Annotated in this window: 16 protein-coding genes; 9 read left to right on the top strand and 7 right to left on the bottom strand. The window is 36.1% G+C overall.

Annotated features, from left to right (window positions below):
• The first annotated feature begins 83 nt into the window (after positions 1–83).
• The 4 genes from C9E89_RS07740 (at position 84) to C9E89_RS07725 (ending at position 4,970) form a co-directional block, all read left to right on the top strand.
• Complete coding sequence (locus tag C9E89_RS07740; RefSeq protein ID WP_107007671.1) at positions 84–1,223, top strand: acyl-CoA dehydrogenase family protein; 1,140 nt, start codon at positions 84–86, stop codon at positions 1,221–1,223.
• A gap of 130 nt (positions 1,224–1,353) precedes the next feature.
• Complete coding sequence (locus tag C9E89_RS07735; RefSeq protein ID WP_107007670.1) at positions 1,354–2,604, top strand: OprD family porin; 1,251 nt, start codon at positions 1,354–1,356, stop codon at positions 2,602–2,604.
• Positions 2,605–2,677: 73 nt separating this feature from the next.
• Complete coding sequence (locus C9E89_RS07730; RefSeq protein ID WP_107007669.1) at positions 2,678–3,070, top strand: PaaI family thioesterase; 393 nt, start codon at positions 2,678–2,680, stop codon at positions 3,068–3,070.
• Positions 3,071–3,218: 148 nt separating this feature from the next.
• Positions 3,219–4,970, top strand: a complete 1,752-nt coding sequence (locus tag C9E89_RS07725; RefSeq protein WP_107007668.1) for a tannase/feruloyl esterase family alpha/beta hydrolase — start codon at positions 3,219–3,221, stop codon at positions 4,968–4,970.
• Between the two features lie 98 nt (positions 4,971–5,068).
• Here C9E89_RS07725 and C9E89_RS07720 read toward each other — a convergent pair whose 3' ends face one another.
• Positions 5,069–6,418: an MFS transporter gene (locus C9E89_RS07720; protein WP_107007667.1), complete on the bottom strand. Its 1,350-nt coding sequence runs from the start codon at positions 6,416–6,418 to the stop codon at positions 5,069–5,071.
• Positions 6,419–6,820: 402 nt separating this feature from the next.
• Here C9E89_RS07720 and C9E89_RS07715 point away from each other — a divergent pair, with 402 nt between their 5' ends.
• Positions 6,821–7,894 (top strand): aromatic ring-hydroxylating dioxygenase subunit alpha, encoded by a 1,074-nt coding sequence (locus tag C9E89_RS07715; protein ID WP_107007666.1) that lies wholly within the window; start codon positions 6,821–6,823, stop codon positions 7,892–7,894.
• Between the two features lie 11 nt (positions 7,895–7,905).
• Positions 7,906–8,853, top strand: coding sequence for a PDR/VanB family oxidoreductase (locus tag C9E89_RS07710; protein ID WP_107007665.1), 948 nt, complete (start codon positions 7,906–7,908; stop codon positions 8,851–8,853).
• 158 nt (positions 8,854–9,011) lie between these two features.
• Here C9E89_RS07710 and C9E89_RS07705 read toward each other — a convergent pair whose 3' ends face one another.
• The 3 genes from C9E89_RS07705 to pobA all read right to left on the bottom strand — a co-directional run bounded on the left by C9E89_RS07705 (position 9,012) and on the right by pobA (position 12,330).
• A complete protein-coding gene (locus tag C9E89_RS07705; RefSeq protein ID WP_107007664.1) occupies positions 9,012–10,112 on the bottom strand; it encodes a DUF6670 family protein in 1,101 nt (366 codons plus the stop codon).
• Between the two features lie 126 nt (positions 10,113–10,238).
• Positions 10,239–10,928 carry a GntR family transcriptional regulator gene (locus C9E89_RS07700; RefSeq protein WP_107007663.1) on the bottom strand — a complete coding sequence of 230 codons (690 nt, stop codon included), beginning with the start codon at positions 10,926–10,928 and terminating at the stop codon, positions 10,239–10,241.
• 187 nt (positions 10,929–11,115) lie between these two features.
• Positions 11,116–12,330, bottom strand: a complete 1,215-nt coding sequence (pobA, locus tag C9E89_RS07695; protein ID WP_107007662.1) for a 4-hydroxybenzoate 3-monooxygenase — start codon at positions 12,328–12,330, stop codon at positions 11,116–11,118.
• 142 nt (positions 12,331–12,472) lie between these two features.
• Between pobA and C9E89_RS07690 the strand changes: the two genes are divergently transcribed.
• The 3 genes from C9E89_RS07690 to C9E89_RS07680 all read left to right on the top strand — a co-directional run bounded on the left by C9E89_RS07690 (position 12,473) and on the right by C9E89_RS07680 (position 15,380).
• Positions 12,473–13,282, top strand: coding sequence for an IclR family transcriptional regulator domain-containing protein (locus tag C9E89_RS07690; RefSeq protein ID WP_107007661.1), 810 nt, complete (start codon positions 12,473–12,475; stop codon positions 13,280–13,282).
• Positions 13,283–13,420: 138 nt separating this feature from the next.
• Positions 13,421–14,290: a sugar phosphate isomerase/epimerase family protein gene (locus C9E89_RS07685; protein ID WP_107007660.1), complete on the top strand. Its 870-nt coding sequence runs from the start codon at positions 13,421–13,423 to the stop codon at positions 14,288–14,290.
• A 19-nt stretch (positions 14,291–14,309) separates the two neighbouring features.
• Positions 14,310–15,380: a Gfo/Idh/MocA family protein gene (locus C9E89_RS07680; protein ID WP_107007659.1), complete on the top strand. Its 1,071-nt coding sequence runs from the start codon at positions 14,310–14,312 to the stop codon at positions 15,378–15,380.
• Between the two features lie 71 nt (positions 15,381–15,451).
• On the opposite strand, the gene C9E89_RS07675 is transcribed toward C9E89_RS07680, so the two are convergent.
• The 3 genes from C9E89_RS07675 to C9E89_RS07665 all read right to left on the bottom strand — a co-directional run bounded on the left by C9E89_RS07675 (position 15,452) and on the right by C9E89_RS07665 (position 18,913).
• Positions 15,452–16,399 (bottom strand): aldo/keto reductase, encoded by a 948-nt coding sequence (locus C9E89_RS07675; protein ID WP_107007658.1) that lies wholly within the window; start codon positions 16,397–16,399, stop codon positions 15,452–15,454.
• 124 nt (positions 16,400–16,523) lie between these two features.
• Complete coding sequence (locus C9E89_RS07670; protein ID WP_107007657.1) at positions 16,524–17,141, bottom strand: NIPSNAP family protein; 618 nt, start codon at positions 17,139–17,141, stop codon at positions 16,524–16,526.
• Positions 17,138–18,913, bottom strand: a complete 1,776-nt coding sequence (locus C9E89_RS07665) for an FAD-dependent oxidoreductase (RefSeq protein WP_107007656.1) — start codon at positions 18,911–18,913, stop codon at positions 17,138–17,140. Before C9E89_RS07665 ends, C9E89_RS07670 begins: the two co-directional genes overlap by 4 nt.
• Positions 18,914–18,917 lie beyond the last annotated feature (4 nt).

Below are 18,917 nucleotides of genomic sequence, written 5' to 3'. Positions count from 1 at the left end.
TAAAAACAGCATATTTAAATTTATGCTGTCAGGATTTTTTGTCTTATTTTTTGAATCTTGGGAATTTAGGTGGGAATTTAAGTATGCAAATTGATCATGAATTTGAGTTATTTCGAGATAATTTTAAGCGTTTTTTAGCAGAATATGTTGCGCCTTTTTATGAATCTTGGGAAGAAAATGGACTCATTCCACGCGAGTTATGGCATCAATTAGGTGAAAATGGTTTTTTATGTGTTGATGTCGCTGAAGAATATGGTGGATATGGCGCACCAGTACATTATTCACTGATGTTAGTACAAGAAACAGCGCAAGCAGGTTTTACTTCTTTGGCTGTGGCAATGGGTGGGCAAAGTGAATTGGTTTCACCTTATATTCAAAATATTGGGACAGAAGCCCAAAAAAAATACTGGTTACCCAAAATGGTATCTGGCGAAGTCGTTACAGCAATTGCCATGACAGAAGCCAATGCTGGATCAGATTTACAAGCCATTCGAACTCAAGCCATTTTAAAAGATGATTATTATTGTGTTGATGGTTCTAAAACCTTTATTTCTAATGGTCAACATGCAGATTTAATTGTATTAGTGGCTAAAACTGATCCGCATGCACGGGCAAAAGGAATGTCTATTTTATTGGTCGATGCTCATCTAGAGGGGGTCAAAAAAGGTCGTTTACTCAAAAAAATAGGCTTGCATGCTCAAGACACCGCAGAACTTTTTTTTGATCAAGTGCGTGTTCCTCAGGATCAACTTTTGGGGCAAGAAGGTCAAGGCTTTGCTTACCTTATGCAAGAATTACCACGTGAAAGATTAAGTATTTCTATGATGGCTTTAGGGTCAATTTTAGGTGCGATTCAGATTACGACTCAATATGTAAAAGAGCGAAAAGCTTTTGGGCAATATTTAAGTCAAATGCAAAATACACGATTTGTTCTTGCTCAAGCCCAGATTAAAGCCAATGCTGCTCAGGCATTTGTCAAACAATGTGCCGATTTATACCATCAAAAACAACTGAACGTCACGCAAGTTGCTGCGCTAAAATGTTTTATTACTGATACTCAATGCGAAATTATGGATCAGCTTTTACAACTTTTTGGCGGTTATGGCTATATGCAAGAATATCCAATTTCACGTTTTTTTGTAGATGCACGTGTGCAAAAGATATATGGCGGCAGCAATGAAATTATGAAAGAAATCGTTGCTCGTGAGTTACTCGGAAAATAACTCAAAACCAAAATAAAATTTTCGATTTAAAAACTAGATTTAAACAGTAGTTTGCCAAGTTTTCACCACAAGGCAGTACGGGAGCGTATTGCCAAAAATTAAAAACATAAACATTTCAGGATGAAATGCAATGAAAAAACTCTCTATAAGCTGTGCTGCACTTTTGTCATGTTCAACATTTGCCAATGATTTCATTGATAAAAGTAGTGTGACTTTAACCGCGCGTAATTTCTATTTTGACCGTGATTATCAAGAGCAAGCAGCTTTTCCTGCGGCTAAAGACTGGACACAAGGTTTTATTTTAAAAGCGAATTCTGGTTATACCGAAGGAACTGTTGGTTTTGGTTTAGATGTACTGGCAACAGCAGGTTTTAAACTTTATGCCGATGACCATGATGCAGGAACAGGAAATTTACCCCGTGATTTAAAAACTAATCAGCCGACTTCGAGTTATGGTGAAATTGGTTTAACCGCTAAAGCCAAAATCAGCCAAAGTGAATTAAAGGTCGGAACATTAACACCTATGAATCCTGTGTTGGTTGCCTCACCTGCTCGGCTTTTACCACAGACATATCAAGGTGTTTCATTACAATCTAAAGATATAAAAAATTTAGATCTACAAGCAGCATATATTAATAAAGTGAATCATCGTGATTCAACGAACTGGGAAAATATTAAAATCTCAGGTGTAAATGGACGTTTCAAAGCAGAAGAAACGGATGGTTTATATTATACAGGCGGATTTTATCAACTAAACCCCGCACTGAGACTTGGCTTATTTTATCTTAATGTAAATGATTTATATGAACAAAGTACCACAGGATTTTTATATAAATGGGAAATAGATCCACGTACACAATTAAATACTTATTTTCATTATTATCGTAGTCGCGATGAAGGACAAGCCAAAGCAGGTTTAGTCGATAATGACCTTTATCATACGCATGTAGAGTTAAAACGTGATAATCACAAATTTATTGTTGGATCATTTCAACATCATGGTGATACCGCATTTCCGTATTTATCGGGTGGTGAAACAGGTTTGCTGATTGATACGTGGCCGGGTGAATTTTTAAATCCTAAAGAAAAAGTTTATAGCTTACGCTATGAATATGATTTTAAAGATTATGTGCAAGGCTTACGCTTTATGACGCGTTATACACGAGGCTCAAATATTTATGCGCCACATTTAGGTGGAACGAATCTAAAAGAAGACGAACTTGATTTTGATGTTGGCTATACCGTACCAAGTGGAACATTTAAAAATTTAGGTTTAAGAGCGCGTTATGCCATCTATGACAATAATATGTCAGCAACAGCCAATATTAAGCCTGTAAATGAAACTCGTCTTAATATTGACTACACATGGAAATTTAAATAAAAAAATATTTGAAAAATAAGTTGGATTAATAATTTAAGTAAATGATTTGAATAGTTTTTTATAAGGACATGATATGCAAGATCTGCAAAATTTAGAACTTCCTCCGATTCACCATACTTTAGGTGGGCATGACCTAAACTGGGACATAGAACAACAAATTTTTACAGCGAAATATATGGGAACATCTGCATTTACCAACCCACGTGGTCATATTGAAGGAGGAATGATTTGTGCGATGTTAGATGATGCAATGGGAATTTTTGCAATATGTGCCAATGAAAATCGTGCGGCAACAACCATTAATTTAACTATGGATTTTTTAAGACCCTGCCATATAGGGGAAATCACTGTTCAATGCCAATTTTTACGACAAGGACGCAAGATCTTAAATATTGATGCTTCAGCATGGCAAGATGAAAAAGTGGTTGCAAGAATGACGGCTAATTTCCTTGTACTTGTCAGTTAGGTTTTGGTTTTCAATGTCTTAATTTTCAATAGTTTTTAATATTTAACGTATCAAACCATGAGATGTATGCTCAAGACGATTGGGCATGCTCAAATCATTCGCTTAACAATAGCGAAAAATAAAAATATGGAATCAAAGGAATAATTTCATGAAAAATCGAACAGATTTATCAAAAAAGTCTAAGAAAATTTTGGCTTTAAGTTGCTTAATGACACTGGTGGCGTGTAATGATGACAATACTGAAATTGTCCAAAATCAGCCTATTGCTATTCCACAATTAAGCCCTGCTGTTGCTGCAAAAATGGCAATAGATTGTCAAAATCTAACTCGTTATCAATATAATAAAACAGTCATTACTGATGCTGAAGTTCAGGCAACAGGTGTATTAAAAGTCGGAAATAATCCTATTCCAGAACATTGTCTAATCAAAGGCTATATGGAGCAGCGTGTTAGCCCCATAGATGGACAAACATATCAAATTGGTTTTGAAATGCGCCTCCCAATACAATGGAATGGTAGATTTTTATATCAAGGCAATGGTGGCACAGATGGCAATATTGTTAATGCTGTTGGCAATATTGGCAGTGGCGGTCCTATAAGCAATGCGCTATATACAGGGTTTGCTGTTATTTCATCGGATGCTGGGCATAATGCGACACAAAATCCACTTTTTGGCTTAGATCCAGAAGCACGTGTAAATTATGGTTATGCTGCTATGGGTAAACTCACCCCTATGGCAAAAGATTTAATCAAATTTACTTATGGAAAATATCCAGATCGCTCTTATGCTGGTGGGTCTTCAAATGGTGGACGTCATGCGATGGTTGCAGCAACTCGCTTTGCAGACCAATTTGATGGTATTGTTGCAAATGCACCAGGATTTCATTTACCACGTGCCGCAGCAGCTCAACTTTATACAGCTCAACAATTACGTCGCGTTGCAACAGATGAAAATGATTTAAGTACTGCTTTAACTTTAGCTGAAAGACAAGTGTTAGCGGACTCAATTTTAGCGAAATGTGATGCTTTAGATGGAATTGATGATGGCATGGTTCAAGACATAGATGCCTGTCGTACAGCTTTTAATATATTTAAAGATGTTCCTATATGTCAGACAAACCAACGTGATGGACAATGTTTAACTGACTTACAGCTTGATGTTATTGATAAAATTTATACAGGACCAATCAACGCTAAAGGCGAACATCTTTATGCAACACAGCCTTATGATCCTGGATTAATTGGTAATAATTGGGCGAGTTGGAAATTCTCTTCGTCGGTTGGCAGTCAGCGAGATCCTGTTGCAGTAGGTATCATTTTTCAAGTTCCACCAAATCCATCGGTGATGGATGATTCTAGAAAATTTGCTTTTAATTATAATTTTGACACTGATTTTTCAAAACTTTTTAATACAGATCAGACTTATACTGAAAGTGCGATGTCATTTATGCTGCCTCCAAATGAGCTAAATTTAGATACCATTCTTAATAAAGGTGGCAAAATGATCATTGTGCATGGTGCTTCAGATGGTGTTTTTTCAGTTGATGATACACAAAACTGGTATGATAAAATTACATCTACTTATTCAGAAAAATCAATTCAAGCCTCAGACTTTGTAAGATTTTTCCGAGTTCCAGGAATGAATCATACTTCAGCAGGAATCGCAACTGATCAGTTTGATGCACTGACTGCACTTGTTCGTTGGGTTGAATATGGTGAAAAACCAGATCAAATTATTGCAACAGCACGAGGTCTAGGAAATTCAAGTGGTGTTATTAATACTGAAATTCCTCAAAATTGGGCTTCCGATCGTACTCGCCCATTATGTTTTTATCCTTTAGTTGCTCGTTATAATGGTCAAGGAAATAGTGAAAAAGCTGAGAATTTTAGCTGTAAATAAAAATTTATAAAATTTGCTTAGGCTATTTTGATCAATATTTTAAAGCAGATACATTTCAATGTATCTGCTTTTTTGATTTTCACGCTTTATTTTTAAAGCTAAACGGTGATTTCTTTGACATCGATTGGTTTGGTTTTTTGGCGGTAAAAGATTTTCCCTAAAGCCAAAACAAGAAAAATAGCGAAAATAAAAACAACACCATAATAAGCATATAAGGTTGCAGGTGCTAAACCTTGGTCGAGAAATAATCCTGCTATCGTTGGTGATAAAATTGCACCTAAACGCCCAAAACCAATAGCATAACCTACCCCTCGACTGCGTATATCTGCCGAATAGATGGTTGGAGAAATTGAATACAATCCTGCAACACAACCATTAATCACAATACCCAGTAATAAACCCACTGCTAATGCAATATTGACTTGTGTTGATACGCTAACAAAAAGAAAAACTCCAAGTGCAGTTAAAGCTAAAAATAAACTTAATGCATAAAATATTTTAATTCGTGAAGCAAGTAAACCGATCAGTGCAGCACCAAAAATACCACCTACACTGATTAAAATACCTGTACTCACCCCTTGTTGTGGTGACATTCCCATAGAAATCAGAATTTTTGGCGTCCAGCTCATCACAAAGTAAAAACCGAACATGACGAGAAAAAAAGCGCCCCATAAACATAAAGTTTGCAAGCCTTGTTGTCCTTGAAACAGTTTGGTCATTTGCCCTACTTGTTCTTTTCCCTGATGATTTTGATAAGTTGGTAAATGCGTCAGTCTACTGATTTGCATACGTGCAATAATTGTATTGATTTTTTCCAAAGCTTGTTTAGGTCGTTTCGCAAGTAAATAATCTAAAGATTCAGGCAGCAACCAAGCACTGATACCCAGCATAATTAAAGTTGAAATGCCACCTGCGAAAAAAATACTACGCCAACCCAAATGTTCAATCAACGTTAATGATAAAATTCCACCAAATGTTGCCCCTATTCCATAGCCTGTTGACATTAAACTGACGGCTAGACTTCTCCAACGGGCATTTGCATATTCACTTGCAAGAACATTACTACATGCCAAAATACCACCGACTCCGACACCTGTAATAAATCTAAGAAGTGCTAAGGTGCTATGGCTTGGCACAAAAGCACATGCCAACATGCTGATTCCTGCAATGAATAAACATATTAAAATTAATAAACGTCGTCCAATTTTGTCTGCTAATGGCGCTAAAAAAATTGATCCAGCCGCCATACCAAATAAACCCGAACTCAGTAATAAGCCGATTTGAGCGCCTGAAAGTGACCATTCTGCTGAAACTGAAGGTGCAGTAAATGCCATGACCATGACATCAAAACCATCAATAATATTTAAAAAAATACAAATAATGATAATAAACCACTGATACTTAATCATTTTATTTTGGTTTATTTCTTCAACAATATCTCTTTCCATTTATATCTCTCTCCGAATTTGGAAAAGATACACAAGGCACAGTCATGATGAGCTTTGAGTGATTATGCATATCCTTATCCATAATTGCCTAGATCAAATAATCCAACCATTTTGCTTTTTATTAAAAGAAAAATAATGTCTATGAAGCATCCTGCTTCCTTTTTATACTGACTTTATGGATCCAAAAAATCAATATATTTTATAAAAATAAAGAAAAATATACCTATTTAAATACAATAAATTATTTTTTAAATTAAAATTAATTAAATACTATCACTATAATAAAGCATAAATTACAAAAAATAGATCAAGTTACAATCATTTAATTATTTTTATTATTCAGTTGACCTTATCTGGAAATTACCTTAAATTGGATCCAATTAGTGATAAGGAGTCGTCACAATGTTTATTAAAAATGCATGGTATGTTGCTTGTCGTTCTGAAGACATTGCAGAAAAACCTTTAGGACGCACGATTTGTAATGAAAAAATTGTTTTTTATCGTGGGCATGAAAATAAAGTTGTCGCTGTTGAAGATTTTTGCCCTCATCGTGGTGCTCCATTATCCTTAGGCTATGTAGAAAATGGTCATTTAGTTTGTGGTTATCATGGCTTAGTTATGGGATGTGATGGCAAAGTCGTGTCTATGCCAGCGCAACGTGTTCAGGGTTTTCCGTGTAATAAAGCTTATGCTGTTATTGAAAAATTTGGTTTTATTTGGATTTGGTTAGGTGATATTTCACTTGCTGATGAAACAAAACTACCTTATTTAGAATGGGCTGATCATCCTGAATGGAGCTATGGCGGAGGATTGTTTCATATTCAATGTGATTATCGTTTAATGATCGATAATTTAATGGATCTGACTCATGAAACCTATGTTCATTCGAGCAGTATTGGACAAAAAGAAATTGATGAATCTTTACCAGTCACTCATGTTGATGGAGACCATGTCATTACTGAACGCTATATGGAAAATGTCATTGCCCCACCTTTTTGGCAAATGGCTTTACGTGGTCATCACTTAGCTGATGATATTCCTGTAGACCGTTGGCAACGTTGTCATTTTTATGCGCCAAGTCATGTACATATTGAAGTTGGTGTCGCGCATGCTGGACATGGAGGCTATCACGCAACAAAAGATAAAAAAGTAGCTGCAATTGTTGTGGATTTTATTACCCCAGAAACAGAAACATCTCATTGGTATTTTTGGGGAATGGCACGCAATTTCCAAGCAGATAACGCAGAACTAACTGAACAAATCCGTCAAGGACAAGGCAAAATTTTTACAGAAGATTTAGAAATGTTAGAGCAACAACAACAAAATATATTACGTAATGCACATCGTAAATTATTAATGCTCAATATTGATGCTGGAGGTGTTCAATCTCGTAAAATCATTGAGCGTTTAATTGCAGCAGAAACTCAGCAAAATGAGAATACAATACGCCAATTCCCTAATATTCATGTGATTTAAGGAGTTCGAAAATGGACGTTCGTATTGATAAAATTCATCAACTTACAGCAAATATTCGCGCTTTTGAATTGGTGTCTACAACACATGATCCTTTAGCTCGTTTTAGTGCAGGCTCACATATAGATGTACATTTAAAAAATGGTTTAACTCGTCAATACTCACTCTCAAACAGTAGTTACGAAAATCATCGCTATGTCATTGGTGTATTAAATGATGAAAATTCACGTGGTGGATCACGCTGTATGCACAACGAATATCAGGAGGGTGATATTTTAAAGATTGGGCAGCCGCGTAATTTTTTTGAAATTCATGCAGAAACTCAAAGCGCCCTGCTATTTGCAGGAGGTATTGGTATTACGCCTATTCTCTCTATGGCATATCAATTAAAACAACAAAATATTCCATTTGAGTTACATTATTTTGTACGCTCTCATGAAATGTTAGCATTTTATGGCAATTTAACGGCACATTTTGCAGAACATCTACATGTTCATATTCAAGATCAACCCGAAACTCAATGCAATTTGCAACAAGTATTGTCTACGCCTTCAGCTAAAAAGCATTTATATGTGTGTGGTCCTCGTGGTTTTATGGATTTTATTCGCGAAACAGCACAGCAAATGAATTGGCAAACACCGCAATTACATCAAGAACATTTTGTTGCTCAAAAGCAAACTCAACAAAATGATGAAGCATTTACCATTGAAATACTGGGTTCTGATCAAAAAATTGAAGTTGCAGCACACCAAACAGCCACTCAAGCTTTAATTGAGCATGGTTTTAATATCTCTGTTTCTTGTGAACAAGGTATTTGTGGAACCTGTATCACTTCTGTTGTTTCAGGTATTCCTGAACATCGAGACTTATTTATGACGGATGAAGAGCATGCAATGAATAATCAATTTACACCCTGTTGTTCTCGTTCTAAAAGTAAAATATTAGTGCTAGAACTCACTTAAAAATTGAGCATTTCTCGATGACTACTCATTCAGTAAGAATGTCTCTTTTATTTAAATAATCAGATCTGAATACTGAACAGATTTTATTGACAATTCATTTATATTTTGACGATAAATAAGTCATTTATGAATTGTCAACAAATCCACCATGTCATTCTTTATTGATCCAAACTTGCTTGGTCTTGCATATCAACATATTCAATATAACCTCGTCCTTCTACATGACGATCAAAATATTGCCCTTTAAACTGATATGCACTCGCATAACCACGACCATGCCCATAGCGATATTCACTATCAATTTCAGCAATAATATTTAAAATAAGTTGTTGTTTTTCATCACGTGCAGTCCAACTAAATCGGCGTGGCAAGCGCATTTTGTGCCCATCAGGTGCGACATAGACTTCAGCATCGTAATCAATAACTTTAAACTCAACATCGGTATAGACTTCAGCTTTTTGATCTGTATGGCGAATATGCAAAGTGTAAGCTGCTGGCTGCTCTAAAATATCAACTTTAGTTAATAATAACTGTGTCGTTTCATTTAAATTAATGATTTGATAAGTAAAAAAAGTCAGTGGAATTTTATGTTGTTCTGGTAATAACTTACTCATCACACTATATGGTCCTACCGCACGTGCATATTCATAAGTACATAGACCTTGAGCATGTGTGGTTTTATTTTGATAATTTAATTCACCTTTAAACGTACTCAACAAACTAAAATGATCATAAATTGGTGATTTCACAAACCATGACACCTGATCAGACACATCTAAATCAAATGCAAAATCAAGCCCATGATACTGACCTTTCAGTTGAATATGCGGTAATTTTCCAGAAATAGAAACTTCTTGCCCAAGTTCAATCAAATGATTTTCATTTGAAATATGCGTATCTTGAGGAATAATATAAGCTTTCAATAAATGCTGCTCCACCGCAGCAGTGCTTGAAAATAAAGTGGCTGACTGACGCGGATCACCAAGCGTAATATGATCGTGATCGAATGCCAAAACACCAGGCGTTCCAATAAAAATCATAATATTTAAATAACGATGCGGTTCAGGTAATAATGGAAAAAATATTCCATAATGTGACCATGCATATAACTTGTCATTCACACGTGGATCGATCATTTCAGGGGTTTTAAAACTTGATGTCGATGATTTCACAGCTTGGTCTAATAATGCCTGACCTGTTAATAAAGTTTTTCCAAAAATTTTACTAAAAATTGATAGATAAGGTAATTTTCTTTTCATCATTGCCTGTGAATATTTTAAATTTTGTCTATGCTAAAAATAAAAACCAAAATTCAAAAGTGGATTTTAGGACAAGTTTTATGCTTTATAGGACATGAAAAATCATGGAAAATGGTTTAATTCAGTTCATTCAGCCTGATTTGTGAAAATTGCCCGTACTGTTTCTCCTAATAAAACCACACTACTATGTTCACGCATCAAACTTTCTGCGCGCCCTGCTTGACGATGAAGCAATGCATCATAAATGGAGCAATGTTGTAAATGTGCATAATGCAATCGTTGGTATTCTGACAAAGGTTTATTTGAATCATATGTGAGTGCTTGAGCCGAAGCCATTGGCAGTTGATTATTTTTTGCCAAAGCCTGCATCAAAGCGATATTTTGCGAAGCTTGAATAATAACATCATGAAAAATGACATTTAAATTATGGTACTTTTCAATATCATCATCATTAAATTCTGATTTTTCAGCAAATAGTTTTTCGATCTCGACAATACAATGCTTTAGTTTTTCTTGCTGTTCTGTGGTGATGCCTTGTTCAGCCAGTTTTTTTGCAGCCAAACCTTCTAACACGCCACGCACTTCTAAAGCATCACGGATTAAATTTTCTGAAATTTCACGCACCGTATAACCACGAGTGGGATTTTTTAATAACAATCCTTCTTGTTCAAGCAAACGAAATGCCATACGGACAGGTTGTCTAGAGACATTTAAAAGTTCAGCCGTTGGAATTTCTGCAATTCGACTGCCCCCCTCTAACTCGCCAGAAATGATCATTTTTCTTAATTTCAATAATACCTGTTGCCCTGAAGACATACCTTACTCAATTTAAAAAACTATTTTGATTATGCTAACAATTTCACTGCTAAACTGACAATTGATTTATGCAAAGAAATGAAGACTTTATCCATTTATCATGGACTGACTTATTTTACCATCTTGCTTATTTTCAGTTCAAAATAATAAAAAACCAGAGATGAACTCTGGTTTTTTTATCCTGCATTTAGCTAGCTTTGGGTAGATTTTCAAATTTTTTTATTTCATAAGGTAAACCGACATAGTTTTCTGCCAATGTGGTTTGTCCTGCTTCAGAACCTAAAATATAAGCCAATTCCGCTTGTTTAATTTTTAAATCAAAGTCACTTTCAGTTTCAAAACGATGTAATAAATGCGTCATCCACCATGAAAAACGTTCTGCTTTCCACACTCGTTTTAAACATTTTTCTGAATATTCAATAATACCTTGTTCAGAATTATTAATATAATATTCAATTAATGCACTCGATAAATATGCAATATCAGAAGCAGCTAAATTTAAACCTTTAGCACCAGTCGGCGGTACAATATGTGCCGCATCACCAGCCAAAAATAAATGACCAAAACGCATTGGTTCTGTCACAAAACTGCGTAATGGTGCAATACTCTTTTCAATCGATGGACCTGTCACCAAGTTTTCACGACTTTCAGCATCTAAACGGTTTTTAAGCTCTTCCCAAAAACGCTCATCCGACCATTCTTCAACACGATCTGTCAGTGGTACTTGCAAATAATAACGACTACGGGTATTTGAGCGCATGCTACACAAAGCAAAACCACGCTCCGACTGTACATAAATCAACTCATCAGAAACAGGAGGAACATCAGCCAAGATACCTAGCCAACCAAATGGATAAACTTTTTCAAAAGTCTTAATTTTATCTTGCGGAACACTTGCACGACATACACCATGATAGCCATCACAACCTGCGATAAAATCACATCGAATCTGATATTGCTGATCATTTTGTGTAAAAGTCACATAAGGTTGCGCATAAAAATCATGAATTTTAACGTTTTGTGCTTCATAAAAAGTGGTTAAATCTGCCTCGCGTCGTGCTTGCATCAGATCTTTTGTTACTTCAGTTTGCCCATAAACGGTAACTTGTTTACCCTGTGTTAAAGCAGATAAGTCGATACGATGTTTTTCACCACCTGTTAAAATTTCAATACCATGGTGCGGTAAACCAAATTCATTTAAATGCTGATCCACACCTGCTTCTTTGAGTAAATCAACAGAAACTTGCTCTAAAATACCTGCACGAATACGTGCTGCAACATAATCTGCACTTTTTTGTTCAATAATAATATGCTCAATACCCGCTTTATAAAGCAGTTGCCCAAGCAATAATCCTGCTGGACCCGAACCAATAATTGCAACTTTAGTCTTTAAAATTTCCATTTTTCTTACTCCTGATCTTATGTCATTTAAGTTAAATTTTTTATGTGAAATAGACTATAGTAAAAAAATGAAATTCACCGTATAACGGTATCAATGTCCGTATAGCGGACAAAATTTAAAAACCTAAATATAGGGAAATAAAATGCGTTATGCACTTATTTACAATGAAAGTTCAGGTGAAACCATCACTCAAGATGATTATATTGCAAGTTTTGCCAAAGGCTTAAGTTTACTCGAAGCTTTTGGCATAGACCGACAAAAGCTCAATGCAACACAAATTGCAGATCGGACAGGCATGAGCCGAACAGCCGCACGACGTTATCTAAGGACTTTAAAATTTCTCGGATATTTAGAGGGTGACGATCATTATTTTTGGTTGACACATAAAGTATTACGTTTTTCGAGTTCATATTTAAGTTCAGCACATTTACCTAAAATTGCTCAACCGATTTTAAATATTTTATGTGCTCAAACCTCACTAACTTACTCCATTGTAGTCTTAGATGATCATGAAGTTGTACCCATTGCACGTAGTTTTTTACCCCAACAAGATATTATTCGTAGTAGTCCTTATGGCATGCATTTAGGCAATCGTTTACCTGCACATGCAACATCAACAGGAAAAGTACTCTTGTCCGCATTTAGTACAGATGAACAACAAAAATGGTATGAAAAATATGGGCTTAAACGTCTAACACCATTTACAGTGCAAACTAAAGAAGACTTTTATGCTGTGTTAGAGCATGTTCAAAAACAAGATTTTTGCCTTTCTAAAGAAGAGCATGAACTTGGTGTCATTGCACTGGCTGTGCCTATTGTGAACAGTCAAGGGCAAGCCATCGCTGCATTAAACTGTATGTCTCAAACCCATCGTGTGACTGAACAATATTTAATAGAAAATATTTTACCCCTGTTAAGAAATACCGCTTATGAGCTTAGAATGATGCTATAAAATCATGTAAAATATTTTATGGAACACTGTTCCAATTTTTAAAATAGCTTGCTAACATTGTACTCACATGGATGAATTTCGTATTTAAAGTTCAAGCAAAACTTTAAATTTAATTTAATATTCAAGAAGAATAGTACAATGAAAATTGCAATAGATGGTTATTGTTATCACCGACACTTTAATCAGCATTATCCACTTTTAGAGCAGGAAGCCGTTCCTCAACTTGATTTTTGGCAATGCCTCGAACAAGCAATTCAATTTCAAATCGAAGGAATTTCGATTGAAAGTTTTATGCTTCCTGATCCTACAGAAGATGACATTCTAAAATTACGTCAGATTTTATCAGCCCAGCAACTAGAATTGGTTTGGGCATGGGGACATCCTTCAGGTTTTGAAAGTGGGCAAAATGCACAGGCACTTGTTGATTTTCAAAAGCATGCAAAAATTGCCCAAGCCTTAGGTGCAAAAACCATGCGCATTTGCGCAGGTGGGCGTAAAAGTCGACCTCAAGGTACATGGCAAAATCACAAAAAATCTTTACTCCCTTTACTTGAAAAAGCAACTGATTTTGCAATACAGCATCAGCTCACACTTGCGCTTGAAAATCATGTTGATCTGTTGGCAGATGAAATCGTCAATCTGGTTAAAACGATAAATAGCCCTCATTTTGGAATTTGTTTAGATACCGCAAATAATCTAAGAATGTTAGAAGATCCGTGGCAAGCGATTGAAAAAATGGCACCTTATGCGAAAGCAACACACATTAAAGATGTTCAAGCATTTCAAGGTGATCCTAAAACATTTGCATTTTGGCCCAGTGTCGTTTCGGGTCAAGGTTTAATTCCCTTAGAAAAGACATTTCACTTGCTCAATCAATTGAATTATCAAGGACTTTTAGCTTTAGAAATTGATTATTTACATCCGCAATATACCTCTGAATACGATGCTTTTTCACAAAGCTTAAATTATTTAAAAAATCTCAAACAATCAGTTTTAAATCAACGTTAAGAACGCAAGGAAAGCAAATATGTCTTTAAAAAAAATCGCCATTATTGGTGCAGGTGTGATGGGAAAAAAACACGCTCAAACCATTATTCAACATCCTCTTACAGAGTTGGTTGCCGTTTGTGACCCATTTTCAGATGCGATGGCAAAGGAATTTGCTGTCCCAAATTTTCAAGATCTCAATGAATTATTTAAAAATCAATTGATTGATGGTGTAATTATTGCTAACCCAAATCGCTTCCATGTTTCAACAGCGATAACTTGTATGCAACATGGCATACCCTGTTTACTTGAGAAACCGCTTGCATTAAATACCGAAGAAGCCTTAAGTTTAATCAGCGAACAAGAAAAATTAAATATACCTATTTTAGTGGGTCACCATCGCCGTCACAATCCGATTATTCAACAAGCTAAGGAGTTGATTGAAAAAGGTATTGTGGGTGAAATCAATACTTTTAATGCACTATGGAGTGTTTATAAACCTGATCCATATTTTGATATTGAATGGCATCGAAAAGCGGGTGCAGGTGTTTTAGCCATCAACCTTGTGCATGATCTGGACTTAATGCGCTATTTAAATGGCGAGATTGTTTCTGTTCAAGCCATGACTTCTCATAAAAATCGTCAATTAGATGTGGAAGATACGATTTCAATTTTAGTTCGTTTTGAAAATGGCGCTTTAGGTACATTATTGGCATCTGATGCAGCCGTTTCACCGTGGGGTTGGGATCAAAATACTGAAGAAAATAAAAATAGTTTTGCCACTTCGCCTGACCAAGACTGTTATTATATTAGTGGTTCACAAGGAGCATTGAGTGTACCGAATTTAGAATATTGGAATTATCCAGAAAATAGCCAAAAAAGTTGGGCTGTAAATTTAGTGAAAAATAAAATAGAACCTAATAAACAAGAAGACGTTTATTTACTTCAGCTAAGCCATTTTGTTGATGTCATCAATGGGCAAGTTGAACCTATTTCATCGCCACAAGATGCGATTAAAAATATTCAACTTTTAGAATGTATTGAACAAGCAGCTAAGGAACAACGTACAGTTCATTTATCGTCTTTAACTCAATTACAAAAAACGGCTTAATACTGCTTAATATCATCCTCCTACATGTCATAAAAAAACAGGGAAAATGCCCTGTTTTTTTATTTTAACTCTCAAGTATTATTCGAATACTGACTGACTTCATTTAGACGCTGAAGATCTGCTTCATCAAGTTTTAAATTGAGTGCTTTTATAAATGAATCAATTTGTATAGACGATGTCGCTGAAGCAATTGGAGCAGTAATACTCGGTTGTGCCATCGCCCAAGCCAAAGCAATTTCAGAAAGTTCTGCCTGATATTGAGTTTGCAATTGATCCATCGTCTTTAAAATATTTAAGCCATGTGGATTAAAATAACGCGCTAACTGACGTTTTCGTGCTGAACCCTCAAGCTGAGAAATATCACGATATTTTCCACTTAAAAAACCCGCAGCCAAACTAAAATAGGTGATCACTTTTAATTGATTTTCAACACAAATATCACGATATTCCGTCTCGTATTGCTCTCGCTCCACCAAACTATAACCTGGTTGAAAAATTTCATATTTGGGTAAATTTTGACGATGACTGACCTCTAGAGCCTCTTGCAATTGTTTTGCTGAATAATTAGATGCACCAATTTGACGAATTTTACCCGCTTGAATTAATTCAGCATAGGCAGATAAGGTTTCTGCAATGGGTGTATTTTCATCTGGATAATGACTCAAGTACACATCGAGATAGTCTGTATTTAAACGTTGCAAAGATGCTTCAACTGCTTGTTTAATATATTTTTTAGATAATCCTTGCTTTCCCTCTGCTAAGGGCGCACCTACTTTGGTAATTAAAATTACTTTTTCTCTGTTCGAAGGTGTACGCTTGAGCCACTCACCAATCACTGTTTCTGACTCGCCGCCAACATGTCCTGTTACCCATGTCGAGTACATATCTGCCGTATCAATTGTATTTATACCGCGCTCAAGTGCGTAGTCTAATAAACTGCATGAATCTTCTTGATTGACCGTCCAACCAAACACATTTCCACCCAGAATGATTTTTGAAAAACTTATATCCTTTTTCATCTTATTTCTCACTTTTATTGACTTAAAATTTGTTGTGGTCATTCATTCAACTAAATTAAACATTTATATGTAAAAAGCCAGTTCAATTGAACTAGCTTTTTATTGCTTTAATAAAAAATATGAATTATTTCAATGGTGAAATCGCTGTAGGCAATGCAATCATTGACTGCATTTCATGCGTTAACCATTGTGGACCGCCTTTTGGTGGCCAAATACCGTCAGCGACTGATTTTGCACGAATCTCAGAACGTTCATTCAATGAAGCATATGGCCAAATACTCACAATGCGTGGATGCCCATCAAGTGCGTACATTGCAACCGTTAATTTTGAGTATTGAGTACGTGTAGGCACTGCATTTTTCCATGCCTCTAAAACATGTGGAACACCGCCATGCTTTAATTCATAAGTACGAATTTCATAAACTGGACCAAATTCGCCTAACTCAACTTCTGGTAAAAAGTCAAAACCTGCAAAATGCTCAACAGAATATTGAATGATATTTTCACTTGAATTAAATAAATTTTCTTGAGCAGATAAATGTGCATCACCCGCTTCTTGATCTGCTTTAGACTCAAAACTACGTAATACAACAAATTGATTTAATTGACCAATATCTGAAAACCAGACCCCTAATAATTTCGCTTTTGCTTCTGTCTCTGCATGAAAATCTTGAATACCATTTGCAACACTTGCAGCCGTACCCATTTTGATCGTGATATTAATTAGTTCATAAAGTTTCATGCGGTTTTGCGCTCCTGAGTAAAATTTTGAGATTGAGTTGTTTGTGATTTTTCACACAAATTTTCATTTGTATGATTGTTTGAATCATCTTTGAGTTTGCCTGCTGCAAATTGTGCAATTCGCCAAGCAAACACCATTCCTGGTCCAAGCGTTGTACCTGGTCCTGGATAAGTGCCTTTAAAAATAGAAGATAAGTCATTGCCACAGGCAAATAAGCCCTGAATCACTTGATTGTTTTGATTGAGTACACGACCAAATTCATCACCTGTAAGCCCACCACTACTTGCACAGTCCATAGGGACGACAGGTAATGCATAAAATGGAGCTTTCTGTAATTTTCCTAAACATGGATTCGGTTTTACATCTGGATCGCCATTAAAACGATTCATTACACCGCTACCTTTACCAAAATCTGTGTCTTCGCCTTGTTCCACAAGATGGTTAAAACGCGTCACTGTTTGCTTCAATGTTGCTGCTTGAATACCCACTTTAGTGGCAAGGTCTTCCAGTGTATTTGCTGAAAATAAATATTTTTCTCGTAAAAAGTAATCTAACTTTTTCGCACCAGGTAAAACGAAGCCGAGCCCATATTTTTGAATCGCGGTTTCATCACAAATGAGATAAGACACCACTTTTTCTTTGGATTTATTGGATCGAATTTGTGCCATACAAAAATCATGATAGGAATCAGATTCATTAACAAATCGTCGTCCATCAGCATTCACAGCAATTACGCCCGGTTTAGCACGGTCTAAAATAATGTGCGGCCAAACTGCTTTATAGCCATTTTTATGGGTATGAATTGAGCATGGAAAATACAAAACACTACTGTCTACAGATGGATCAATTTTAGCGCCGATGTTCTGTGCGAAACTTAAACCATCACCTGTGTTTGAAGTCGGTGAAAGTGAGTCAGCGATTAATCCTTGAGGAAATAGTTTTTTACGTAATTGAGCATTCCACCCCACACCACCTGTTGCCAAAACAACGCCTTGACGTGCTTTCACCACAATTTGTTGATTATTTTTATTAATTTTTGCACCAACTACTTTGCCATTTTCATAAATGAGTTCTTGTAATGGTGCATCTAACCAAACAGGTACATTATTTTGTTTTAAGTTATAAAATAAGCTCCCCACTAAGGCATTTCCCATCACTAAGCGAGTACCACGCGCATAGCGTAAACGTGACATAAAATAAGGCAGCACGACTTTCATCGTTGTCATAAAATTGGTGCCAGACGAAAATGGGTTCAGTAAGGCATTTAATTCACTACGATTCACCATCATGCCACCTAAACCCATAAACTCAGGACGGGGTGGACGCACGTATTTAAAATCTGTACCTAACACACGAGCATCAAATTCGGCAGGTGCCAAAGCTCTACCACCAAAAGCTTCTCCCGGTTGGTTTTTGACATAATCAGGATGTGCTAAACATGCATTCAGTTTCACCGTGGTTTTTTCATCTAAGTCTTTAATCATTTTTGGACTAGATTCTAAAAATGCATCGCGTAAATGTTCTCCGCCACGCTCACCCACCACCGATTTAAGAAAAACCCGTGCTTGTTCAATATCATCAGGAACACCTGCTGCGACACTTAAATGCGACCCCGGCGCCCAAATCGTGCCTCCAGAAGTTGCTGTCGTACCGCCCACCTGATCTGCTTTTTCACATAACAGCACATCTAAACCATTTAACTTGGCAAATAATGCAGCTGACATTCCTGCCGCACCTGCACCAATAATGAGTAAATCGACTTGTTTTTCCATGTCA

Origin of the sequence: Acinetobacter sichuanensis (assembly GCF_003024515.2) — a bacterium.
GTDB lineage: Bacteria > Pseudomonadota > Gammaproteobacteria > Pseudomonadales > Moraxellaceae > Acinetobacter > Acinetobacter sichuanensis.
Note: the sequence above shows the minus strand (reverse complement) of the source record. Positions and strands in the feature narration are given on the sequence as shown.

Excerpts from the sequence above, each read along its gene's own strand:
- C9E89_RS07740 (WP_107007671.1), top strand. The coding sequence starts at position 84 with ATGCAAATTGATCATGAATTTGAGTTATTTCGAGATAATTTTAAGCGT.
- C9E89_RS07735 (WP_107007670.1), top strand. The coding sequence starts at position 1,354 with ATGAAAAAACTCTCTATAAGCTGTGCTGCACTTTTGTCATGTTCAACA.
- C9E89_RS07730 (WP_107007669.1), top strand. The coding sequence starts at position 2,678 with ATGCAAGATCTGCAAAATTTAGAACTTCCTCCGATTCACCATACTTTA.
- C9E89_RS07725 (WP_107007668.1), top strand. The coding sequence starts at position 3,219 with ATGAAAAATCGAACAGATTTATCAAAAAAGTCTAAGAAAATTTTGGCT.
- C9E89_RS07720 (WP_107007667.1), bottom strand. The coding sequence starts at position 6,418 with ATGGAAAGAGATATTGTTGAAGAAATAAACCAAAATAAAATGATTAAG.
- C9E89_RS07715 (WP_107007666.1), top strand. The coding sequence starts at position 6,821 with ATGTTTATTAAAAATGCATGGTATGTTGCTTGTCGTTCTGAAGACATT.
- C9E89_RS07710 (WP_107007665.1), top strand. The coding sequence starts at position 7,906 with ATGGACGTTCGTATTGATAAAATTCATCAACTTACAGCAAATATTCGC.
- C9E89_RS07705 (WP_107007664.1), bottom strand. The coding sequence starts at position 10,112 with ATGAAAAGAAAATTACCTTATCTATCAATTTTTAGTAAAATTTTTGGA.
- C9E89_RS07700 (WP_107007663.1), bottom strand. The coding sequence starts at position 10,928 with ATGTCTTCAGGGCAACAGGTATTATTGAAATTAAGAAAAATGATCATT.
- pobA (WP_107007662.1), bottom strand. The coding sequence starts at position 12,330 with ATGGAAATTTTAAAGACTAAAGTTGCAATTATTGGTTCGGGTCCAGCA.
- C9E89_RS07690 (WP_107007661.1), top strand. The coding sequence starts at position 12,473 with ATGCGTTATGCACTTATTTACAATGAAAGTTCAGGTGAAACCATCACT.
- C9E89_RS07685 (WP_107007660.1), top strand. The coding sequence starts at position 13,421 with ATGAAAATTGCAATAGATGGTTATTGTTATCACCGACACTTTAATCAG.
- C9E89_RS07680 (WP_107007659.1), top strand. The coding sequence starts at position 14,310 with ATGTCTTTAAAAAAAATCGCCATTATTGGTGCAGGTGTGATGGGAAAA.
- C9E89_RS07675 (WP_107007658.1), bottom strand. The coding sequence starts at position 16,399 with ATGAAAAAGGATATAAGTTTTTCAAAAATCATTCTGGGTGGAAATGTG.
- C9E89_RS07670 (WP_107007657.1), bottom strand. The coding sequence starts at position 17,141 with ATGAAACTTTATGAACTAATTAATATCACGATCAAAATGGGTACGGCT.
- C9E89_RS07665 (WP_107007656.1), bottom strand. The coding sequence starts at position 18,913 with ATGGAAAAACAAGTCGATTTACTCATTATTGGTGCAGGTGCGGCAGGA.